Annotated in this window: 19 protein-coding genes and 2 pseudogenes; 8 read left to right on the top strand and 13 right to left on the bottom strand. The window is 63.8% G+C overall.

Annotated elements, in window-relative coordinates; translation table 11 throughout:
* Positions 1–16: 16 nt before the first annotated feature.
* From JOD47_RS05540 to JOD47_RS05520, 5 genes and pseudogenes are all read right to left on the bottom strand, one after another.
* On the bottom strand, positions 17–445 hold the full coding sequence (locus JOD47_RS05540; RefSeq protein ID WP_204532715.1) for a VOC family protein: 429 nt from the start codon (positions 443–445) through the stop codon (positions 17–19).
* Positions 446–532: 87 nt separating this feature from the next.
* A complete protein-coding gene (locus JOD47_RS05535; protein WP_204532713.1) occupies positions 533–1,432 on the bottom strand; it encodes a macrolide 2'-phosphotransferase in 900 nt (299 codons plus the stop codon).
* A 24-nt stretch (positions 1,433–1,456) separates the two neighbouring features.
* Positions 1,457–2,251: pseudogene (locus JOD47_RS05530) on the bottom strand (LLM class flavin-dependent oxidoreductase); the annotation flags it as partial.
* A 34-nt stretch (positions 2,252–2,285) separates the two neighbouring features.
* Entirely contained in the window at positions 2,286–3,131 is an 846-nt protein-coding gene (locus JOD47_RS05525; RefSeq protein ID WP_204532709.1) for a restriction endonuclease, read from the bottom strand.
* A 39-nt stretch (positions 3,132–3,170) separates the two neighbouring features.
* Positions 3,171–4,271 carry a ParB/RepB/Spo0J family partition protein gene (locus tag JOD47_RS05520; RefSeq protein WP_204532707.1) on the bottom strand — a complete coding sequence of 367 codons (1,101 nt, stop codon included), beginning with the start codon at positions 4,269–4,271 and terminating at the stop codon, positions 3,171–3,173.
* A 615-nt stretch (positions 4,272–4,886) separates the two neighbouring features.
* On the opposite strand from JOD47_RS05520, the gene JOD47_RS05515 reads away from it, so the two are divergent.
* Together JOD47_RS05515 and JOD47_RS05510 are read left to right on the top strand one after the other, a co-directional pair.
* The gene (locus JOD47_RS05515; protein WP_204532705.1) at positions 4,887–6,074 is read left to right on the top strand and encodes a DNA cytosine methyltransferase; all 1,188 of its coding nucleotides are present in this window, start codon (positions 4,887–4,889) and stop codon (positions 6,072–6,074) included.
* A gap of 36 nt (positions 6,075–6,110) precedes the next feature.
* The gene (locus JOD47_RS05510) at positions 6,111–6,962 is read left to right on the top strand and encodes a hypothetical protein (protein ID WP_204532697.1); all 852 of its coding nucleotides are present in this window, start codon (positions 6,111–6,113) and stop codon (positions 6,960–6,962) included.
* A 37-nt stretch (positions 6,963–6,999) separates the two neighbouring features.
* Here JOD47_RS05510 and JOD47_RS05505 read toward each other — a convergent pair.
* Positions 7,000–7,260 (bottom strand): annotated as a pseudogene (locus tag JOD47_RS05505) (LLM class flavin-dependent oxidoreductase); the annotation flags it as partial.
* A 90-nt stretch (positions 7,261–7,350) separates the two neighbouring features.
* Here JOD47_RS05505 and vapB point away from each other — a divergent pair.
* Positions 7,351–7,560, top strand: coding sequence for a type II toxin-antitoxin system VapB family antitoxin (gene vapB / locus JOD47_RS17860; RefSeq protein ID WP_372432789.1), 210 nt, complete (start codon positions 7,351–7,353; stop codon positions 7,558–7,560).
* A 26-nt stretch (positions 7,561–7,586) separates the two neighbouring features.
* On the opposite strand, the gene JOD47_RS05500 is transcribed toward vapB, so the two are convergent.
* The 3 genes from JOD47_RS05500 to xylA form a co-directional block, all read right to left on the bottom strand.
* Entirely contained in the window at positions 7,587–7,751 is a 165-nt protein-coding gene (locus JOD47_RS05500) for a hypothetical protein (protein ID WP_204532696.1), read from the bottom strand.
* A gap of 76 nt (positions 7,752–7,827) precedes the next feature.
* A complete protein-coding gene (locus tag JOD47_RS05495) occupies positions 7,828–9,258 on the bottom strand; it encodes a xylulokinase (protein WP_204532695.1) in 1,431 nt (476 codons plus the stop codon).
* Positions 9,259–9,371: 113 nt separating this feature from the next.
* On the bottom strand, positions 9,372–10,565 hold the full coding sequence (gene xylA, locus JOD47_RS05490; RefSeq protein ID WP_204532694.1) for a xylose isomerase: 1,194 nt from the start codon (positions 10,563–10,565) through the stop codon (positions 9,372–9,374).
* 144 nt (positions 10,566–10,709) lie between these two features.
* On the opposite strand from xylA, the gene JOD47_RS05485 reads away from it, so the two are divergent.
* Complete coding sequence (locus JOD47_RS05485; protein WP_307836205.1) at positions 10,710–11,879, top strand: ROK family transcriptional regulator; 1,170 nt, start codon at positions 10,710–10,712, stop codon at positions 11,877–11,879.
* Here JOD47_RS05485 and JOD47_RS05480 read toward each other — a convergent pair.
* The 3 genes from JOD47_RS05480 to JOD47_RS05470 all read right to left on the bottom strand — a co-directional run bounded on the left by JOD47_RS05480 (position 11,876) and on the right by JOD47_RS05470 (position 14,471).
* Complete coding sequence (locus JOD47_RS05480) at positions 11,876–13,111, bottom strand: amidohydrolase family protein (RefSeq protein WP_204532692.1); 1,236 nt, start codon at positions 13,109–13,111, stop codon at positions 11,876–11,878. The two genes, JOD47_RS05485 and JOD47_RS05480, sit on opposite strands and share 4 nt — an antisense overlap.
* A gap of 71 nt (positions 13,112–13,182) precedes the next feature.
* The gene (locus JOD47_RS05475; RefSeq protein WP_204532690.1) at positions 13,183–14,067 is read right to left on the bottom strand and encodes an EamA family transporter; all 885 of its coding nucleotides are present in this window, start codon (positions 14,065–14,067) and stop codon (positions 13,183–13,185) included.
* Positions 14,068–14,099: 32 nt separating this feature from the next.
* Entirely contained in the window at positions 14,100–14,471 is a 372-nt protein-coding gene (locus tag JOD47_RS05470) for an Hpt domain-containing protein (RefSeq protein WP_204532688.1), read from the bottom strand.
* 117 nt (positions 14,472–14,588) lie between these two features.
* Between JOD47_RS05470 and JOD47_RS05465 the strand changes: the two genes are divergently transcribed.
* The 4 genes from JOD47_RS05465 (at position 14,589) to JOD47_RS05450 (ending at position 19,854) form a co-directional block, all read left to right on the top strand.
* Positions 14,589–16,025 (top strand): flavin monoamine oxidase family protein, encoded by a 1,437-nt coding sequence (locus JOD47_RS05465; RefSeq protein ID WP_204532686.1) that lies wholly within the window; start codon positions 14,589–14,591, stop codon positions 16,023–16,025.
* Positions 16,022–17,098: an agmatine deiminase family protein gene (locus tag JOD47_RS05460; RefSeq protein ID WP_239548021.1), complete on the top strand. Its 1,077-nt coding sequence runs from the start codon at positions 16,022–16,024 to the stop codon at positions 17,096–17,098. Before JOD47_RS05465 ends, JOD47_RS05460 begins: the two co-directional genes overlap by 4 nt.
* A complete protein-coding gene (locus JOD47_RS05455) occupies positions 17,098–18,798 on the top strand; it encodes an amidase (protein ID WP_204532684.1) in 1,701 nt (566 codons plus the stop codon). Before JOD47_RS05460 ends, JOD47_RS05455 begins: the two co-directional genes overlap by 1 nt.
* Positions 18,799–18,870: 72 nt before the next feature.
* Positions 18,871–19,854: an aldo/keto reductase gene (locus JOD47_RS05450; RefSeq protein ID WP_204532682.1), complete on the top strand. Its 984-nt coding sequence runs from the start codon at positions 18,871–18,873 to the stop codon at positions 19,852–19,854.
* Between the two features lie 22 nt (positions 19,855–19,876).
* Here JOD47_RS05450 and JOD47_RS05445 read toward each other — a convergent pair whose 3' ends face one another.
* A complete protein-coding gene (locus tag JOD47_RS05445; protein WP_204532680.1) occupies positions 19,877–20,227 on the bottom strand; it encodes an ArsR/SmtB family transcription factor in 351 nt (116 codons plus the stop codon).
* Between the last annotated feature and the right edge of the window lies 1 nt (position 20,228).

Here is a 20,228-nt window from a genome sequence, read left to right as displayed (position 1 = left end):
ACTATAGGGCCGGCGGCTAACCGAGTACCACTGTGCCGTCGTCGTTGATGCGCCAGCCGGGGTTGTGCGCGATCTCCCAGATGACGCCGTTCGGATCCTGGACGTGCGCGTGGAAGATTCCACCGAACTGGCCCTGCTGCGGTTGCTTGAGTACCGAGCCGCCCGCCGCGGTCATCGCGTCGACGGTGCTGCGGACGGCGTCGGGGCTGTCGACGTTGTGCGAGAGTGTGACACCCGTGGGGGCCGGCGCAGCATTGGCGCCGAGATCCTGGGCGAATTTGTCGGCGTGGAAAAGGCCCAGAAGCAATCCCGGCGCGACCTGGTAGAAGAGGACCTCGCCCGGTACATCAAGATTCGCCTCCCACCCGAGGCCGTCCCGATAGAAGGCGCGGGCTGCGTCGAGGTCGCGTGTGGCGAGGGTGATGAAGTGAAGCTGCTGGTCCATGGGATCGATTGTTCCACCACCCCACCTTGCGTTCATCCAGCAGGACACGCCCCTGATGCGCGCGCAAAGGGGGTGTGTCCTGCCAATTCACTGAGGCGCGGAACTGAGCTGAGCCTGCGCCGACGCGCGGTGTTCCACATCCCCGGATTGCAGCGCGAACAGCGCGTAGTTCAGCGGACCGGAGGCAATGAGCGCGCTGCACCGCGCCTCCAGGTTGGGCTCGCTGGTCCCGGTGAGATCGCGGTACTCATTGACTGTTGCGGTGAAACACTCGGCCGGTGCGATCAGGAACTGGCAGACGAAGTCGAGCGCCGGATCGCTGACTTTTGCCGTGGTCCAGTCCAGCGCAGCGACGATGCGGGCCTCCTCATCGAGGAGAAGGTGCGCCGGGTACAGCTCCCCGTGGGTGAAGACGCTGCGCTGCGGCCAGAGGTCGTCGTCGTCAATCCAGGCGCGCCATACACTCACCAGGTCGTCGTCGATCCGGAACTCGTCGAGCACCCGGTCGAGATCGCGGGCCCAGCGCTGCCTCGTCTGATCAACGGTTTCGGTGGGAACGCCGGCGGCTGCGGCTGCTTCAGGATCCAGACCATGAAGCGACGCGATCACCCCTGCGAGCGACCGGGCGTACTCCTCTGAAGCGACGTCGAAGTGCCACACAGGCTGGCTGTCCTCGTCGAGCGTCAGCCCAGGGCTGCCCGGAAGCAAGGGGTAGGCGATGAGGTCGGCGGATGCAATGCGCCAGTCAGGCACCGCAATATCGAGCCGCGGCCGAATGAAATCGAGGATGTGCTTCTCTTCGTCGATCTTCGCCGACACGTCCGGCCGGCGGGGAATTCTCAGCACCCAGTCCTGGCGCGGATGTGCATCGGTGGCGAACACAACGCGGTAGTCCAGACCGGCCTCGTTGAACGTCAGCGTTCCGGGATCGAGTGTCAGTCCGTGTGCACTGGCAAGCTCACAGATTTCGTCGGCTGTGGAGGGCATGATGTCGATTCTTCCATCCACTTCCTAGAACGACGACGGTGCGCTCATCTTGCGTTCCCACCCGATTGCCGGGGCCACGTGGTCTGCAATGTTGCGCAGCAACTTGGCGTTGTAGTCCACACCGAGCTGGTTGGGCACGGTGAGCATGAGGGTGTCTGCGGCACGGACGGCGTCGTCGGCGGCCAGTTCCGCGGCGATCTTGTCCGGCTCGCCGATGTAGCTCTTGCCGAATCGGGACATTGCGCCATCAAGCACGCCCACCTGGTCGCGGGTCTCGCGGAGCGCGCTCAGGGCGAAGTACTGGCGGTCCTCGTCGTCGACGATCGGGATGACGCTGCGGCTGACCGAAACGCGGGGAGCAAAGGAGTGGCCGGCTTTGTCCCAGGCGTCGCGGTACAGCTGGATCTGCTCGGCCTGAAGCTGGTCAAACGGCACACCGGTGTCTTCGGTCAGCAGGGTAGAGCTCATCAGGTTCATGCCCTGCTCTGCGGCCCAGACGGCAGTTTTCCGTGTTCCGGCGCCCCACCAGATGCGTTCGCTGAGCCCGGGGGAGTGCGGCTGGACCGGGAGGAGGTCGGAGCCCTGGCGCGGGTCTGCCTGTGCGATCCCCGCGCCGCTGATCGCGTAGCGGAACACCTCTGTGTGGCGGCGGGCCATGTCAGCTGGCTCTTCGCCGTCGGCTGGAACATAACCGAAGTTGGCTGCTCCATTGAGCGCGGGCTCGGGTGATCCCCGGCTGATGCCGAGCTGCATCCGGCCGCCGCTGATGAGGTCCGCTTCGGCCGCTTCTTCTGCCATGTAGAGCGGGTTCTCATACCGTCGCTTTGCACTGTTTGTAATTCGACCCTGCACCTTAGGCCGACTGGTTTTCCTTCACCCACGTATCGAATAGGGACTGTTCAAAGCCCGAGGGCCCCGTCGCCACGTTGTGATCGGCGAGAAGAACCGCAATGCTTTCCAAGTCGAACAGCACCACTCCCGTTTGAGTGATCAGGTCCACTGCTCCTCGAGTGAGCCTTCCGGTCGTCATGAAGAACAGGTACACCGGCTGATATGCCTTCGGTGTAAATCTTTCTAGTGCTTTGCCGCCGTCAGTGAAGATTCCTAGCTTCATCAACTCCCGGGCACCTATAAACTCTCGCACGTGGTCCACACCAACTTCGTCAGCGTATTTTTTGGCCTGACCCGCTATCCACACTGTCATGGCGCGGTCCGGGCCGCCCAAGTGGTAACGGCGGTCCAGCCTGCCCTCCATGCTGTATTCACCGAACAGATCGAAACCCTGATCGTTGGAATGAGGGGTTAAGACGGGAGCTCGGCAACCCACGAGCGCAAGCACTCCTCGGCAGATGGACTCGAATTCTGAGCTCGTACCTCGCACTATTGCATCGCGATAATCATCAACCTCAATTCTCCCTTCTTTTTCGAGGGCAAAGTCCGACGAGTCACGGGCGTCGGGGTAACAGTGTCCCTGAATTTGGGTCTCGTCGGAAGCATTGAAGTCGAAGCGGACAAATCGACCTTGCTCGCGCGCGGACGTAAGGACACGGCGCAGTCTCTTAAGAAGTCCCGGCTTCCAAGTTGCGGCCCGTTCAACTGCCTCCTGCGAGCTAGAAAACCATCCTTGGGTGCCCCCAAAGTTCACAATAACGTCTGCGACATCGACCGGCGGAGAGAGTAACTCGAACTCGCGCTCCACCCAGTCGGCTACGGCGGCCGGACCCGGTTCCACAGGTTGCTACGAAGTGAGTTTTGCGTGGGTACCGAGAACACGATCAACTACAGACCCGAGTGACTTCAGAGAGGCAATATCTTCTGGTGTCAGTCCCTCGAGGTCGAAGGCGCCGATGGAGCTCAACGCTCCAATTGCCTCAGACACCTCAGTTCGCCAAGACGACGACAGTTCGTCAGCCTTCGCGACACCAAGGGCATCGCCGAACGAGCGGTTTGAGTCGAGTAATACAGTTCTGGCCTCCGGATGAGCCAGTATCGCGCGCAGATCGCGAACCTGCGCATACGTGGTTATCTTGGCTTCTCGCTCCGTTGAGTCTTCTTCACCGTCTGGCACGGAGGGTGTAATGAGTGAGTAGAAGCGGCGGATCTCGTCGTCGTCTTCAAATTTGGCTTCGGCGTCGCTCCAACCGAGCCACTCACGTACTGTCGGGATAGACACTGCCTCGTGAAATAGGGGGTACATGGAGGGTCCCGCAAAATCTCCGAAGTCCTCGTCCTCCTCCATCTGCTGAAGTGCTTTCAAGGCGCGGTAACGTCGGTTGACTTCGTGCTTTGTCATGCCGAGTCGATCGGCAACGTCGTTAGTTTCCAGCCCATGTTTGTCGCGCAGGTCACCAACTAGCTTCGCTCGCTGATAGCCCCCCCACTGCTTGATGCCGCCGACGTGCCGTATACCCATTATCGACAGATATGTAACTTCACCTTCGTCGGATTCAGTAACGATCACCGGAACTGCATCCAGCACATCCAGCACGTCAGGGGGTATAGCAACCCCCGCCTCGTGATCATCCTTAATCCACTTCAAGCTTGCTGCGCGCCGGTTGCCTTCGAGGACCAAGAATAACCAACTACCGTCATTCCTTTGAGAGTACGGTCTGACTACTAGTCGTTCTACGGCCAAGAACCCGTTGCTCACTATTGAAGCCTTCAGCTCAGTTAAGCCTTCACTTCTTATCCGCTTCGTCGCCCTTTCCTGGACCGACGGCTCCGCGTAGCGCTGAGGATCGGCTCGCACATAATCGAATTCATCCTGGAAACGAAAGTTGTTCGGGTCAAGAAGCAGCTGATCAATTGAAACCAGCTCTTCCTTGTATGTGGTTGCCATCAGACTCCAAAGTTTGCGGATACAGAGGGTACGTTATCGGAGTCGTAGCGGAAGACCGAGTAAGGGTGGGCGCGCGTACCATCCGTGTTGAGAGGATTCATTTACGCGGATTGCTGCAAGAGGTTTCGTTCATGCGGCGCCTGCTTCCGCTCTCGTGCCCTCCGAATCCTTCGCCCCGCCCGACGCCCGGTTTTCAATCGGGACGTTCTACGCCCCAATTGTCGCCTCACAACGGGGTTCAGGAATGGACCCCGTCGTGACCCTCGAAACATCTCCTGAACCGGCATTTGACGTTCAGCTTGACACGGTTTACGTCGACGCCGACGGTAACCGCCCCGAGTTGAAGCTCTGCGTCAGGTGCGGCCCTCGCCGAGGGAATCAGTTCCGCTTGCGCCTCGGCGGACGCATTGGCGGCCTGCTGCCGTAGGTGCTCGCGGGCTCGTATCGCCCGCCGCAATGCAGAAGCGGCGGAACCGCTGGCTGACCGCCGCGCGCGGCTGTGAGCGGATTGTCGGAAGCCGGTTATAGCCTGACTCTGCGGAGGTCGGGCTCGAGTTTTTGCCTTCCTTCGGCTATCGTCTAGGAGCAACAACTTCACGCTTTAGGAGCCTTCCCGTGCCGAGTTCGACGTTCAAAATCGCAGCCCTCTTCGCGGGTATCGGCGGTATCGAACTCGGCATCAATCGCGCACTCGGCGCTGATGCAGAAACTGAGTTGTTCTGTGAGTGGTGGGAGCCGGCTCAACTGGTCTTGAAGTCGAGATTTCCCGGCGTCGAAGTCCACCCGGATATTCGTGAGCTAAAGTCGCTGCCGTCTGAGGTGAATCTTGTAACGGCAGGCTTTCCCTGCACAGACCTATCTCAGGCGGGACGGACGGCTGGGATCGGAGGTATCAACTCCGGCCTGGTGAAGCACCTCTTCGAAGCACTGCGGGTCAGTGGAACATCTCGACGCTTGCCAAGCCTTCTTATCGAGAACGTGCCAAACATGCTTGCTTTAGATCGCGGTTCGGCGATGAAGTACCTCATATCTGAAATTGAATCCCTTGGATACAGATGGGCATATCGCGTTGTGGATTCTCGATTCACGGGTGTCCCCCAACGTCGCCGCCGAGTGATAATGCTCGCGTCGACCGACTTCGACCCTCGCGACGTTCTCTTCGCTGACGACGCGGGGGTAAGGCCCGAGGACGCGTTCGCCGACGATGCATTCGGCTTCTACTGGACCGAGGGCCGAGGCGGTCTTGGTTGGGCTCAGGACGCGGTGCCGACTCTGAAGGGAGGTTCCACTATTGGTATTCCGTCTCCTCCGGCGGTATGGGTGCCGGGCGCGGCAACGGGTAGAAAGTTCGTTAAGCCCTCAATTGAGGACGCCGAGGCGATGCAAGGTTTCGAACGAGGTTGGACGCTTGTAGACGGCATAAGTACAAAGAAAAACGGTCCTCGGTGGAAGCTGATTGGCAATGCCGTTACAGTCGGGGTCTCCACCTGGGTTGCTCGAAATTTGGCTGACCCCGGTGAAGCAAGAGCTTCCTATAGCCGATGGGAATTTCATCAAGGTTCATGGCCGAAAGCCGCCTGGGGCGAGAACGGGAAGATTTACAGCGCTCCTCACTTGTCGGAGTTCCCCACTCACGAGCCATATCAGCATCTCGCGCAGGTCATGGATTCGTCGGCTGCCGAAGTCCTTTCTCACCGCGCAAGCGCAGGCTTCTATAAGCGGCTTCAGTTGGGAAACTTGGGCCGTCACCCGGGCTTTCGAACCGATATCTCAGAGCACGTCGACGTAGTTTCCGTGTTGTAGTTACCCTCGGCGCGCGAATACATATAGGTTCGGGGGGTGCATGGTCCTACGATTTTGGCGAGCTTTCTGGAAGTCCCTTCGGTTCCAGACAGGAACGGTAACCGCTGGCAATACAACTCTCAGTCAGATAGGCATTCGAAGGTCGGTTGCTGGGGAATTGCTCTTGACCTGCTCGAAAACTCCGCGCTTCTTCGCTCACATGCCGCAGCTGGAAAGGTCGTGCTGGGGGTAAACCACACGATGCGGGACTTCGGCACCAGCCGGAAGAAAAAACTCGACCTCGTCTTCGCGCGGCCGGAGGGTCCAATCCCGAGTAATGCACCGACGTTCCGCTCACTGGTCAGCAAATACCAGATCACGCTAACAGTCGCGCAACGGGCTTCCCTGATGAATGTTCCAGATATTGCAATTGCGGACGTAGGAGCCGTGCTGATTGCCCTAGAAGCGAAGGCCGCGATGACGGCACATCAGAAGGCACTTCCGAGGCTCTATGACGAACTCAATTCCTCTCACGCCGCCGTCCATGGGGCATCGAATCAAGCACTGGCTATTGGTTATGTCCAGATCAACGCGTCGCCAACATTCTTGTCATCCGTTACCAACAAATTTCCGCTGGCTCAGTACCCGGCAATACTTACGAAAAATAAGCAACCTCAGTCCGTTCAGATCGTCTTGGACAAGATTGCAGAGCTGCCGAGGCGAAGTGGCACGGCCGGGCATGGTTTTGACGCAATTGGGGTTGTTGTACTCGAATTTGTCAACGATGGCGGTCCGGTGAATGTCGTAAGCGGCCAAGCACCCGCGCCCGCGCTAGGAGACCCCTTCCACTATGGGGGCATGATCGTTCGAATGGGTCACGAGTACGACTCGCGATTCCATGGAATCTAGTGTGTTTACCGGCGACGCTTAGCTCAATTCGACGTTAGGGGTTCTCGTACCGCATATCGACCACACCGGTCCCGATCTCGATCCGCGAGGTGCGTGCTGCGATTGCGGAGAGCAGCGGAAATGGCGCCGCCTGCTGGCGTACGAAGTGGTGGCCCCGGAAGAACGCGCCCTCGATGCCGATCTCCTCGGCGGCTTCGGCGAGTTCAATGCCCTGCAGGAGCGAATCCCGGGCCGTGCGAGTGCGTGAGCCTTCGAGGGGTGACCAGTGGCCAAAGGACAGGAATCCGATGCGCTTCATACCCGCGACAACCACGCAGAACGGCGGTGCATTCCTTACGAAGTCTTGTCGGCGGCCGGACTTGTTGGAACACTGTTCGTGTAGGGAGACATGATGACCACCACAAGAATTCTTAGGACCAGCCGGTCCCAAATCATTCGCATACCCGAAGCACTGCAATGGCCTGACAACGTGAAGGAAGTTGAGGTCATTCAAGATGGCCCATCGCGGATAATCACGCCTGTAGATCGGTCATGGGACGTGTGGTTTGCCGAGCCGCCAGCGGACGGCAGTTACCCGGCTGAGCGCGATCAGTTGTAGAACGAATCCCTGACCGCCGGGATCACCTAGCCCATTCCGATCCAGGCGCCGCCTACAGTGCTGGTTCCACCCGCGCCGCTTTCGTCGTCCTTGCCGCAACGTTTGCAGCGCGTATATAGGGTGCCGTCGTCGGCGGGTTCAATATGCCAATCGTGTTTTATGTTCAGCTTGCACAGCAGCGCCTTGAGCATGATTTCCTCCGATTGCTCGAGTGCCGGCCGAGGTCGGCACCTTAATCATCGTCCTCTTGGTGCCGCCGTTGAAGAGCTACTCTCCCTTATTTCGGCGCCTGCTAATCGGAAGGTCAGGTGAGGAGCGCACAGCCACTTCCCGGTAGCGCGTCAGCACCTCCGGCGTCGGCTCAGCCTGCACGAGCTCGACGCTGCTGGTCCGCCAGCCCGGCAGGGCGCCATGCAACGCGCCGGCGGCCTGGCGGGCAGCGCCGTCGGCCACATATTCGCCCGGGCTCGGCACCGACACCGGTAGTCCAAAGACGGCACAGACAACGCGCCGCAGTGCTGCCGAACGCGCGCCGCCGCCCACGAGGATGATCCGCCGCGCAACAACTCCCGCGTCGGTCAGCGCCTTGAGCCCGTCCGCGAGCGAGCAGACCACGCCCTCCACGGCGGCCCGCACCACGTTCGCGGGCGTGTAGTTCTGCAGGGTCAGGCCGTGCAATGAACCTGTCGCGTCCGGCAGGTTGGGAGTGCGCTCGCCGGCGAGATAGGGCACCAAAGTGAGGCCGTCCGCGCCGGCAGGCGCCTGCAGCGCGAGCCGCGCAAACTCCTCGTGGTCGACGCCGAGCAGACGAGCGGTTGCGTCGAGCACGAGGGTGGCGTTGAGCGTGCATGCCAGCGGCAGATAGTTGCCGGTCGCATCGGCAAAGCCGGCCACCAGGCCGGAAGCGTCCAACGTCGGCCTGCCGGACACCGCGAAAACGGTGCCTGACGTACCGACCGAAACAACGACGTCGCCCTCCGCCGCTCCTACGCCCAGTCCAGCCCCAGCGTTGTCACCCGTGCCGGCCCCGATGATGCGGCCGCCGGGATCCTTCCGGAACTCGAGCGGACCCAGAACCTCAGGAAGAACCGGAACGTGCCCCAGAGTGGCTTCCAGCACCTCGGCCAGATATCCCTCGGAGGGCGACCAGTAACCCGTACCGGATGCGTCCGAACGGTCGGTAGCCAGTTCCTTCAGCCCATCGATCCCTGACCCGGGACCGTAGCCCGCAAGGCGCCAGCTTAGCCAGTCGTGCGGCAGGCAGACCGCCGCAGTCCGCGCGGCGTTCTCCGGCTCGTTTTCGGCGAGCCAGCGTAACTTGGTCGCGGTCAGGGATGCCACCGGGACGGTGCCGGTTGTCTCGGCCCACCACTGTGCGCCCTTCTCCTGGACAAGCGCCGCCGCTGCTTCGGCCGAGCGTGTGTCATTCCAGAGCAGCGCCGGACGCACCACCTCGCCAGTGCCGTCCAGGCACACCATGCCGTGCTGCTGGCCGGCGACCGAGACGGCCGCGACGTCGTCGAAGCCGCCCGCCACCGCAATGGCCTGTTGCAGTGCGGACCACCAGGCATCGGGATGCACTTCCGTTCCGGGCGGGTGCTGTGCTGAGCCGGAGCGCACCAGTTCGCCGGACTCCGCGTCCCGGATCACCACCTTGCACGACTGTGTGGAGCTGTCTACTCCGGCTACCAGGGCCATGGGTTCCTCGCTGCTTTCTCAACCTCGGGAAAGGGGAAGTTTTTGTCGCCTAGTTGCTGCTATAGCAGCTCGGAAACGTCCACTAGGCGACAAAAACTTCAGGTCGTGGGGTTTTAATAGGAGCGCGATCCGAGGAGGTGCTCCATGGCCAGCTGGTTCAGCCGGATGAAGGCGAAGGACCGCTCGGAGGCCTTCTCGGCGTCGAAATCCTCAAACGCAGTCCGGTCCGCGAGAAGGTCAGCGGTGGTTTCTCCCGCTGCCAGGGTGGGCTCACCGAGTTCGACGACGCCGGACGTCTTCAGCGCCTCCTGCACCTCCGGGTCGGCGCGGAAGGCGAGTGCGCGTTCCTTGAGCAGCAGGTACATGGCCATGTTGGCGCGCGCGGAGTCCCAGACGCCGTCGTAACCGTCGGTGCGTGACGGCTTGTAGTCGAAGTGGCGGGGACCCTCATAGCGTGGGCCGCCGTTGGGGAAGCCGTTCTCCAGGAGGTCGACCGTGAAGAAGGCGCTGGTGAGATCGCCGTGGCCGAACACAAGGTCCTGGTCATACTTGACGCCGCGCTGGCCGTTGAGGTCGATGTGGAACAGCTTGCCCGCCCAGAGCGCCTGCGCGATGCCGTGGGTGAAGTTCAGGCCCGCCATCTGCTCGTGGCCGGTCTCAGGATTGACGCCGACGATGTCGCCATGCTCGAGTTCGGCGATGAACGCCAGCGCGTGGCCCACCGTCGGCAGGAAGATGTCGCCGCGGGGTTCGTTCGGCTTCGGCTCCAGGGCAAGACGGAGGCCGTAGCCCTTCTCCTTGATGTAGCCGGCGACAGTGTCCACGCCTTCCTTCATCCGGCTGAGGGCCGCGGCCAGGTCCTTGGAACCGTCATACTCGGAGCCTTCCCGTCCGCCCCACATTACGAAGGTCTCGGCGCCGAGCTCGGCAGCGAGATCGATGTTGGTCAGGACCTTCCGCAGGGCGTATCGCCGGATAGAGCGGTCATTGCTGGTGAAGCCGCCGTCCTTGAACACCGGGTGGCTGAACAGGTTGGTGGTCACCATCGGTACCTTCAGCCCGGTTTCAGCCAACGCGTCGCGGAAGCTGCCGAGGATGCTTTCGCGCTGCTGGTCCTTGGAGCCGAACGGGACGAGGTCATTGTCATGGAAGGTGACGCCGTAGGCGCCGAGTTCGGCGAGACGATGGACCGCTTCGACGGGATCGAGTGCTGCCCGGGTGTCGGTGCCGAAGGGGTCGGTGCCCGTCCATCCGACGGTCCAGAGGCCGAAGGTGAAGCGATCTGCCGGTGTGGGCTGAGGTGACATGGAAGTACTCCGCACTGAGTTGAAATGGATAAGTTCGTGACTAAAACATATAGTCCCACTCGGTATACGTCAACGCCTTCCGGCGAGTAAATCCTCAGCAATGGTGCTATGTTTACGTCCAGCACAAATAGGGCAGGGAGCAGAGTGAGCGAGCGCAGCGGCACTGAGGATTTGCGGCGCCGCAACCTCTCCTCCGTCCTCACCGCTGCCCATCGGCACGGCCCGCTCACCCGCGCCGCCCTCGTTCAGCGCTGCAGCCTCACCCGGTCCACCATCGGCGCCCTCGTCGGTGAGTTGTCTGCTCTTGGCCTGGTGTACGAGACGGACGCCGCAGCCGCGAGAGTTGGCCGGCCCAGCCCCATGGTTCATGCGAGTGAACGGGTGGTCGCGCTCGCGGTGAATCCGGACGTCGATGCGGTGACGGTGGGCGTCGTCGGACTCGGCGGCACCGTCCATCGCCGAATTCGCTACAACACGTCATCCATTCCCTCGCTGGAGGACGCAGTCAACATCACGCGTGCCGTTGTGGAGGGGCTCTCGGTGGAACTGGCGGGAAGCGAGCATGTGCTTGGCCTGGGCCTCGCCATCCCAGGACTGGTCAACGCAGAAGTGGGCCAAGTGCTGCTCGCGCCGCATCTCGGCTGGAAGGATGTCGACGTCGTCGGGCCGTTCCGGGACGCGCTGGGAATGCCGGTCGTGGCGGCAAATGACGCGACGCTCGGCACGCTCGCCGAGAGCATCTTCGGCGCAGCGGCGGGGTACCGCGACGCGCTCTACCTGAACGGCAGCGCCTCCGGAATCGGCGGGGGAGCGATTGTTGGGGGGCACCCTCTGGGTGGGGCCTCCGGGTACGCCGGCGAGTTCGGGCACATGGTGATCCAGCCCGACGGAGAGCAATGCCACTGCGGCCGGCGAGGATGCCTCGAAACCGAGGTGAACCTGGAACGGCTGCTGAAGGTTACCGGTTTGGACCATGCCCAGGCGGAGCAACTCGAGGATGTTCTCCGTTCAAGCACGTCCTTCCCTGCGCGGCGGGAGATCCGGCGGCAGACAGACCTGCTGGCCATCGCACTGAGCAACCTCGTGAACGTTTTCAATCCGCGGATAATCGTGCTCGGCGGGTTCCTCGGTGTGCTGCTTGCCGCGGACAGGGAGCGCCTGAGTGCCGCCGTCGCTGCGGGACCGATCAGCGGCCTGGGCACGGAAGTGCACCTCGAGCGCGCTGCCCTCGGTGCCGAACTGCTGCTCGTGGGAGCCGCGGAGGCAGTGTTCGCCGGGCTCCTCACTGAGCCACGGAGCGTTGCGACCCGTTAGCCAAGCGGCGTCAGGCCCAGCTGGTCCGCCACCACCCGTCCCCGGTGAATGACCGTCCGGTCCGACGGCCTGTCCATGATGGCAGAGGTGACGGTTTCACCAGCGAGGAGCAACAGCTCCGCCGGGTCGCCGACCAACAGGCCCGGCCGGTCGCTGACGCTGGTCAACCGTGCCGAGCCCGGATCCAGGATTGACGCACCGCCGATGCTTGCGACGGCGAAGCAGTGCTCGATGAGTTCGTCCGCCCGATAGCCGTTGGTGAAGGCGAGCTGCCAGGTGCGGTCGAGCATGTCCCCGTTGCCATAGGGCGACCAGTAGTCGCGTTGACCATCCTCGCCGAGCCCCACGCGGACGCCGGCTTCGGTGAGGTGCCGCAGCGGCAGCGGATCCCGAACTGACGGCGCGACCGTCGCCATGGCAATGTCAGCCTCCGCGAACTCGTCGATCAGCCGGCGGGTGGTGCTGTCGGACACGCTGCCCAGCGAGTACCCGTGCGAGATGGTGACCCTGCCCTGCATCCCCGTGGCGCGGGTCCGTTCGAGGATGAGGTCCGCGCTGTACACGCCGAGCTCTCCGGGCTCATGCAGGTGGATGTCGATCGGCACCTGGTACTTTTCGGCCAGCCCGAAAACGATGTCGAGGTGGCGCACGGGATCCCTGTCCAGCTGGCACGGATCGATCCCGCCGATCACATCCGCACCCTGTTTCAGGGACTCCTCCATCAGCGGCACCACGCCCTCTTCAAGCAGCAGCCCGGCCTGCGGAAAAGCGATAATCTCCACGTCAGCGCGTGCATGGTGCGCTTCCCGGGCGGAGACAACCGCGTCGAAACGTTCGAGCCGGCAGTCGGCGTCAATCTGCGCGTAGCTGCGTACCCGGGTGGTGCCGTGCTCGATCATCGTGGCGAGCGTGAATGCGGTCCGGTCTGCGATGGGCGCCTCAGCCGTGCGCCAGTTCTCGCGGTCGTTCAGCATCATTCCCCAGACCCCTGGGCGGCCGGTGTGGGGCCGGAACGGCAGCCCGAGGCGCGTCGAATCAAGGTGCACGTGGACATCGGAGAAAGAGGGAAGCAGTAGCCGCCCCCTGCCGTCGACGACGTCGGCACTTGCGTCAGGCGCTACAGCTCCGCCTTCCGGAGCAGTTGCGGAAGGCTGGATGGCGGTGATGCGCCCGTCCTGCAGTTCCACGTCCGACAGCTGGCCGCCCCACGGGCGTACCTGGTGCAGAATCATCGGGAACCTCCTCGCTTCCTTGCCAAGGTTGCCGGCGGCAACGAGCCCAGTCTAGCGACGGTTGCCGACGCTCACGGCGCGGGAGTCGGCGGGATTTCCGGAGCAGGCGGGCGCCGTCGTCGTACGCCGACTGTCACTCCGATCGATGCAGCCGTGACCAGCACCAGCGCGATAATTTCCCGTGCGCCCAGCGCCTGGCTGAGCACCAGCAGCCCCGCGAGCGCGGCCATGGCCGGCCCTAGGGCAGACAGTACGCCGAACACCCGCGTGGACAGCCGCTGCAGCGCGAGCATCTCCAGTGCATAGGGGAACGCGCTGGAAAGCAGGGCAACACCGACGAACACGGGCAGCACCAGCGGTGACCCGAGAGCGCCCGCTGCGGCGCGCGATGCGCCGAACGGCAGGACGATCAGCGCTCCGATCGCCATGGACACGGCAAGACCCTCAACCCCGGGAACCAGCCGTCCCACGCGCGCGCTGGCGAGGATGTAGACGGCCCAGAAGGCACCCGCGCCGAGCGCGAAGAGGATGCCGGCGAGCGGCAGGGCGCTGCCGTCATCGAAACCCAACAGAACGACGCCGGCAAACGCCAGCAGCGCCCATGCCGCGTCAGCGAGGCGGCGGGTCTGAACCAGTGCCAGCAGCAGGGGGCCGGTGAACTCGAGCGTGACGGCCACACCGATCGGGATCACGCCGATGGCGAGATAGATGAGGCTGTTCATCCCTGCCAGCGCGACGCCCAGCACCGCTGCGGCCGCCCACTGCTCGCGCTTCCACCCGCGCACCTTCGGGCGCACCACGGCCAGCAGAATCAGCGCACCGAACAGCAACCGGAGGAACACTGCGCCGGTGGGGCCCACGGCGTCGAACTGGGTCCTGGCCAGCGCCGCGCCGAACTGGACGGACAGCACCGCCATAATCATCAGCACGGGAGCAGGTATGGAGGAGGTGCGCATACCTACATTCTGTCCGGCTCACGCCCCCGGCATCACCAGTCGGCGTTCATGTACTTCGTGGTGAGCTTCCTGACTGTCGCGTCGCCGCAATGCTTCAAGTGGGGAAGAGCTTCGGCAACCGCTTCCAGATGCCCGCGTTTCAGGCTCGACTCGAGGTTGGCCGTCAGTCTCGCGAGCCGGGCGGCGCCGATCATGGACGAGGCAATTCTCACACTGAGTAGTGCGTCGAGAGACGCGGCTTCGTCAGGTCGCTGCACGGCTTCCGCGAGGCGGAGGTACCTCTCGTCCCAGAAGGCGATGAAGTCACGCACGAAGGAATGCGCAGGACCGGGATCCTCGAACTCATCCTCCAGCCTGTGCAGAACCTTCCGGTCCACAAGCGGAGGGCGCTTGTTCTTCGACATACGGCTCAGGGTAGGAGGACAAGCATGGGAAAACATGGTGGGCAGGCGGCGCTTCCGAAAAAGCGTCGGGGCTTTTCAAACCCGGCCCCGTCCTCTACAGTAATTGGACATAAACGAATGCAATTCGTTTTAGCGCGGCGCCAGCCGTGTAGAGAGGACACCATGAGGATCATCGAAAGCGACGTCGTCGTCGTTGGCGCAGGACCGTCAGGACTGACTGCAGCGAGGGAGCTGCGGAAGGCCGGCCACTCCGTTACTGTTCTTGAGGCCCGGGACCGCGTGGGCGGCCGTACCCATACCGATGTGATCGACGGCGCTGTTCTGGAAATCGGCGGACAGTGGGTCTCCCCGGACCAGGAGGCGCTGATCGGCCTGCTCGATGAGCTCGTCCTGGAAACCTACTCGCGTTACCGCGAGGGCGAGTCCGTCTACATCGGCGCGGACGGCAAGGCAATCCGGTACACCGGCGAGATGTTCCCCGTCAGCCGCCGGACGAGCGCCGAAATGTCACGGCTCATCGACGAACTGGACCGCTTGGCAGCCCAGATGGATCCCAAGGCCCCGTGGGAGCACCCGCAGGCCCGTGAGCTGGACACCGTTTCCTTCCATTCCTGGCTCCGGCAGCAGTCCGGTGATGAGGAAGCCTGCAACAACATCGGCCTGTTCATCGCCGGCGGCATGCTCACCAAGCCGGCCCACGCCTTCTCCACGCTGCAGGCTGTGCTGATGGCCGCCTCCGCCGGCTCGTTCTCCCACCTCGTCGACGAGGATTTCATCCTCGACAAGCGCGTGGTCGGCGGAATGCAGTCAGTGTCGGAGCGCATGGCAGCGGAGCTTGGGGACGACGTCGTCCTGAACAGTCCCGTGCGCACGCTTCGCTGGTCGGAAGGGCAGGACGGCTCCACCAGCGTGACCGCCAAGTCGGAGAATGTGACCGTCAACGCGCGGTACGCGATCATGGCCGTGCCGCCGAACCTGTACTCGCGGGTCTCCTACGAACCCCCGTTGCCGCGCAGGCAGCACCAGATGCACCAGCACCAGTCGCTCGGTTTGGTGATCAAGGTGCACGCCGTCTATGAGACGCCGTTCTGGCGCGAGGACGGCCTGTCCGGTACCGGCTTCAGCGCCGGGTCGATCGTGCAGGAGGTCTACGACAACACCAACCATCAGGACCCACGCGGGACCCTCGTTGCGTTCATCTCCGATGAGAAGGCCGACGCCGTGTTCGAGCTCTCCGTCGAGGACAGGCGCCGGCAGATCCTCGAATCCATCGCCGGGTTCCTGGGACCGAAGGCGCTGCAGCCCGAGGTGTACTACGAGTCCGACTGGGGCTCCGAGGAATGGACCCGGGGCGCTTACGCCGCCAGCTATGACCTCGGCGGCCTGCACCGCTACGCCAAGCACCAGCTCACGCCGGTGGGCCCCATCTACTGGTCCAGCTCCGACCTCGCGGCCGAGGGCTACCAGCACGTTGACGGCGCCATCCGCATGGGCCAGCTGACGGCCCGGAACATCACGACGGCGCTCCAGAAGCAGCGCGCACTCATCGGATGAACGCTTCGTTGACCACCACCACCGTGATGCCCGCCGAATGGGAGCGGCACGACCGCACCTGGATGGCGTTCCCGCCCTCCAATGACACGTTTGGCGCGGTCGGCAGCGAAAGCCTCGGCCGGGCACGCGAGGCCTGGTCCCGCGTGGCCCGGACGATCGCCCGCTACGAGCCCGTGACCGTGCTCGCTGATCCGGCCGATGCCGAAGCTGCCCGCGCGCTGCTGGGCGACGGCATTCCCGTGCAGGAGTCAGAGCTCGACGACGCGTGGCTCCGCGACTCCGGACCAACGTTCGTTCACGGGGCCGACGGTTCCACCCGCGCCGTCAACTGGGTCTTCAACGGTTGGGGTGCCCAGCACTGGGCGGCGTGGGAGAAGGACCAGCACGTTGGCCGGGCGGTAGCCGCGCATGCGGGCACCCCGGTCGAGGACAGCCCGCTCGTCAACGAGGGCGGCGGCTTTCACGTCGACGGCCGCGGAACAGTCCTGCTCACCGAGACGGTCCAGCTCGATCCCGGACGGAACCCGGGAGCAACCAGGGAATCCGTCGAAGCAGAGCTTCACGCCCGCCTGGGCACCCGGCACGCCGTCTGGATGCCGCGCGGCCTCAGCCGCGATTATGAGGAGTTCGGCACCCGCGGCCACGTGGACATTGTCGCCGCCTTCACGCCGTCGGGCGCTGTTCTCCTCCACAGGCAGGACAACCCCGACCACCCCGACTACGAGGTAACCCGCTTCCTGCGCTCCGAACTGGAGAAAGCGGTCGACGCCGACGGCTCTCCTATGACGGTCATCGACGTCCCAGCGCCCACCGTCCTCACCGACGACGACGGCTTTGTGGACTACTCCTACATCAACCACTACGTGGCCAACGACGCAGTGATCCTGTGCGCTTTCGATGACGCGAACGACGCCGTCGCCGCCGACATCCTTGGCCGCGCCTACCCGGGACGAACCATTGAACTGGTCGATGCCCGCGATATCTTCGCTTTCGGCGGTGGGATTCACTGCATCACCCAGCAACAGCCGGCGACGCGCACTTTCGAGGACGGCCGGGCTGAGGGAAACCGCTGATGGGTTTCAACGTCGTCGAAGCGGGCATCGCGGATCTTCGCGCGGCTCTGGAAACGGGCCAGGCAACCAGCGAGGAACTCGTCGCGAGCTATCTGAACCGCATCGCGGTCTATGACCACGCGGGCATCCGGCTCAACTCCGTCATCGTCATGAACCCGCATGCACTCGAAGAAGCCCGCGCGTCGGACCGACGCAGGGAAAACGGTGAAACCCTCGGACCGCTGGACGGCATCCCGTACACGGCGAAGGACAGTTATCAGGCAAAGGGGCTCACCGTCGCTGCGGGCTCCCCGGCGTTCCAGGCCCTCATCGCGCAGCGGGACGCGTTCACCATCGAGCGGCTACGCGACGCCGGGGCCATCCTGCTCGGTCTCACCAACATGCCGCCCATGGCCAACGGCGGAATGCAGCGCGGCGTCTATGGCCGGGCCGAGAGTCCCTATAACGCCGACTACCTGACCGCAGCCTTCGCCTCCGGCTCCTCGAACGGATCGGGAACCGCGACGGCCGCCAGTTTCGCCGCCTTCGGACTGGCCGAAGAGACGTGGTCCTCAGGCCGCGCTCCGGCGTCCAACAACGGATTGTGCGCATACACGCCCTCGCCGGGCGTCATCTCGGTGCGGGGAAACTGGCCGCTCGTGCCCACCATGGACGTGGTGGTTCCGCACACGCGCACCATGGCGGACCTGCTCGAGGTCCTCGACGTCATTGTCGCCGACGACACCGAAACCCGCGGCGACTTCTGGCGCGTCCAGCCCTGGGTGTCCGTTCCGCGCGCCTCGGAGGTGCGTCCGTCGTCCTACCGGTCTTTGACAGCCGATGCGGGCGCACTCAAGGGGAAGCGCTTCGGCGTGCCCCGCATGTATATCAACAAGGATGACGACGCCGGCACGGCAACAGCGCCCGGCATCGGCGGCCCCACGGGGCAGCGGATCGAGACGCGTGCCTCGGTGATCGCGCTCTGGGAAGCAGCACGGCGGGATCTGGAAAACTCCGGCGCCGACGTGGTCGAGGTCGACTTCCCCGTGGTGTCCAACTACGAGGGCGACCGGCCGGGCGCGCCGACCATCAGCACCCGCGGACTCGTCAGCCCCGAATACCTCAGGCACGAGATTGTGGACCTGTCCGCCTGGGCGTGGGAAGACTTCCTGCAGGCGAACGCCGATCCGCGGCTGGCTTCACTTGTCGATGTCGACGGCGCCACCATCTTCCCTGCGCCGGCGGGCGCGCTGCCGGACCGGTATACCGGCTTCGACGACGACATCGCCGATTACCCGGACGTCATCCGCCGGCGCGGTGCAGTGTCCCTGACCGACATCCCTCACCTGGAAGCGGGGCTGCGTGGTCTGCAAGAGACCCGCCGGCTCGACCTCCACGAGTGGATGGATGAGAACGGACTGGACGCAGTCATCTTTCCGGCAGCGGCCGACGTCGGCCCGGCGGACACTGATACTTCCGTCGCCTCCGCGGACCTCGCCTGGCGCAACGGGGTGTGGGTGTCCAACGGCAACCTGGTGCCGCGTCACCTCGGCATCCCAACGGTGACCGTCCCGATGGGCGTGATAGCCGATATCGGCATGCCTGTAGGGCTGACGTTCACGGGAAAGGCGTATTCGGACAACGAGCTGCTGCGTTTGGCGGCGGCCTTCGAAGCAAATGGATCACGCCGCGTTGCCCCACCGCGGACGCCGCAGGTCTGACTGTCCCGGCACCGGTCGCCTGGCGCCTGCAACCAGCGTCGTCGAGTCGCTGGTCGGTCATATAGTCGATCCATGGAACAACGCATTCTCGGAAAGGCCGGCCGCCCGGTATCGACCATTGGACTTGGAACATGGCAACTCGGAGCCGACTGGGGTCAGGTGGACCAGGAGGATGCGCTCGCCGTGCTGGAAGGCGCAGTCGAAGCGGGCGTGAACTTCTTCGACACCGCTGACGTGTATGGCGACGGTCGGAGCGAACAGACCATCGGCTCATTCCTCACAGCCAATCCCGGGCTGAATGTCACGGTGGCAACGAAGATGGGCCGGCGGATGGACCAGCTTCCCGAGAACTACAGCCTGACCAACTTCCGGTCCTGGCTGGATCGCTCGCGCCGTAACCTGCAGCAGGACACCCTCGACCTCGTCCAGCTGCATTGCCCGCCGACGGCCGTGTACAGCAACCCGGAGGTGTATGACGCCCTGAATACTCTGGTGAGCGAGGGCGTCATCCGCAACTACGGCGTCAGCGTCGAGCGGACCGAGGAGGCACTGGAAGCGATCAAGCGCGGCAATACCGCGACGGTGCAGATCATCCTCAACGCCTTCCGGCTCAAGCCCCTCGATGAGGTGCTTCCCGCAGCGGCGGCGGCCGGTATCGGGATCATCGCCAGGGTTCCGCTGGCGTCAGGCCTCCTGTCCGGGAAGTACACGAAGGACACCGAGTTTCCGGAGGACGACCACCGGAACTACAACCGCACGGGTTCAGCGTTCGACGTCGGCGAGACGTTCTCCGGAGTGAATTTCGAGACCGGACTGGCGGCAGTACAGGACTTCGACGCGCTGGTGCCCGACGGCGTGAGCACGGCACAGGCAGCACTGGCGTGGGTGGTTGCGCAGGAGGGTGTCAGCACCGTGATTCCGGGTGCGCGTACGCCGGCACAGGCGCGGGCCAATGCTGAAGCCGGCGCGGAAGGCACGCTGGGGAGTGACATCAGCGGCGGTGTCCTGGACATCTACAACCGGTACTTCATGGAGGCCGTCCACCCCCGGTGGTAGCATGCGCACCGGGCCAGCAGTGTCAGAGCGACGTGAGAAGCCTCGACACCCTGTCCAGCGCGCCGGGAACCAGTGAGTAGTAGGCCCAGGTGCCGCGCTTCTCGCGGTGCAGCAGGCCGGCCTCGACGAGGATCTTCAGGTGGTGGGAGACGGTCGGCTGCCCGAGGTCCAGGGGTTCGGTCAGGTCGCACACACAGGCCTCGCCTGACTCTCCCGCCTTCACGATGGACAGCAGCCGCAGCCGGTTCGGATCCGCCAAAGCTTTGAACATGGCTGCCCGCTGCTGCGCATCCTCAAGACTGATAGCCGGCTGCTCCGAGGGGAGGCAGCAGGGCGCGTCCAGGCTGGATTCGAGCGTTTGCGCAGTGTTCATG

This window comes from Arthrobacter tumbae, assembly GCF_016907495.1.
GTDB classification, from domain to species: domain Bacteria; phylum Actinomycetota; class Actinomycetes; order Actinomycetales; family Micrococcaceae; genus Arthrobacter_D; species Arthrobacter_D tumbae.
Note: the sequence above shows the minus strand (reverse complement) of the source record. Positions and strands in the feature narration are given on the sequence as shown.

What these genes read in the sequence shown, in the direction of transcription:
- JOD47_RS05540 (WP_204532715.1), bottom strand. Translation starts at nt 445, where the DNA reads ATGGACCAGCAGCTTCACTTCATCACCCTCGCCACACGCGACCTCGAC.
- JOD47_RS05535 (WP_204532713.1), bottom strand. Translation starts at nt 1,432, where the DNA reads ATGCCCTCCACAGCCGACGAAATCTGTGAGCTTGCCAGTGCACACGGA.
- JOD47_RS05520 (WP_204532707.1), bottom strand. Translation starts at nt 4,271, where the DNA reads ATGGCAACCACATACAAGGAAGAGCTGGTTTCAATTGATCAGCTGCTT.
- vapB (WP_372432789.1), top strand. Translation starts at nt 7,351, where the DNA reads ATGATGACCACCACAAGAATTCTTAGGACCAGCCGGTCCCAAATCATT.
- JOD47_RS05500 (WP_204532696.1), bottom strand. Translation starts at nt 7,751, where the DNA reads ATGCTCAAGGCGCTGCTGTGCAAGCTGAACATAAAACACGATTGGCAT.
- JOD47_RS05495 (WP_204532695.1), bottom strand. Translation starts at nt 9,258, where the DNA reads ATGGCCCTGGTAGCCGGAGTAGACAGCTCCACACAGTCGTGCAAGGTG.
- xylA (WP_204532694.1), bottom strand. Translation starts at nt 10,565, where the DNA reads ATGTCACCTCAGCCCACACCGGCAGATCGCTTCACCTTCGGCCTCTGG.
- JOD47_RS05480 (WP_204532692.1), bottom strand. Translation starts at nt 13,111, where the DNA reads ATGATTCTGCACCAGGTACGCCCGTGGGGCGGCCAGCTGTCGGACGTG.
- JOD47_RS05475 (WP_204532690.1), bottom strand. Translation starts at nt 14,067, where the DNA reads ATGCGCACCTCCTCCATACCTGCTCCCGTGCTGATGATTATGGCGGTG.
- JOD47_RS05470 (WP_204532688.1), bottom strand. Translation starts at nt 14,471, where the DNA reads ATGTCGAAGAACAAGCGCCCTCCGCTTGTGGACCGGAAGGTTCTGCAC.
- JOD47_RS05465 (WP_204532686.1), top strand. Translation starts at nt 14,589, where the DNA reads ATGCAATTCGTTTTAGCGCGGCGCCAGCCGTGTAGAGAGGACACCATG.
- JOD47_RS05460 (WP_239548021.1), top strand. Translation starts at nt 16,022, where the DNA reads ATGAACGCTTCGTTGACCACCACCACCGTGATGCCCGCCGAATGGGAG.
- JOD47_RS05455 (WP_204532684.1), top strand. Translation starts at nt 17,098, where the DNA reads ATGGGTTTCAACGTCGTCGAAGCGGGCATCGCGGATCTTCGCGCGGCT.
- JOD47_RS05450 (WP_204532682.1), top strand. Translation starts at nt 18,871, where the DNA reads ATGGAACAACGCATTCTCGGAAAGGCCGGCCGCCCGGTATCGACCATT.
- JOD47_RS05445 (WP_204532680.1), bottom strand. Translation starts at nt 20,227, where the DNA reads ATGAACACTGCGCAAACGCTCGAATCCAGCCTGGACGCGCCCTGCTGC.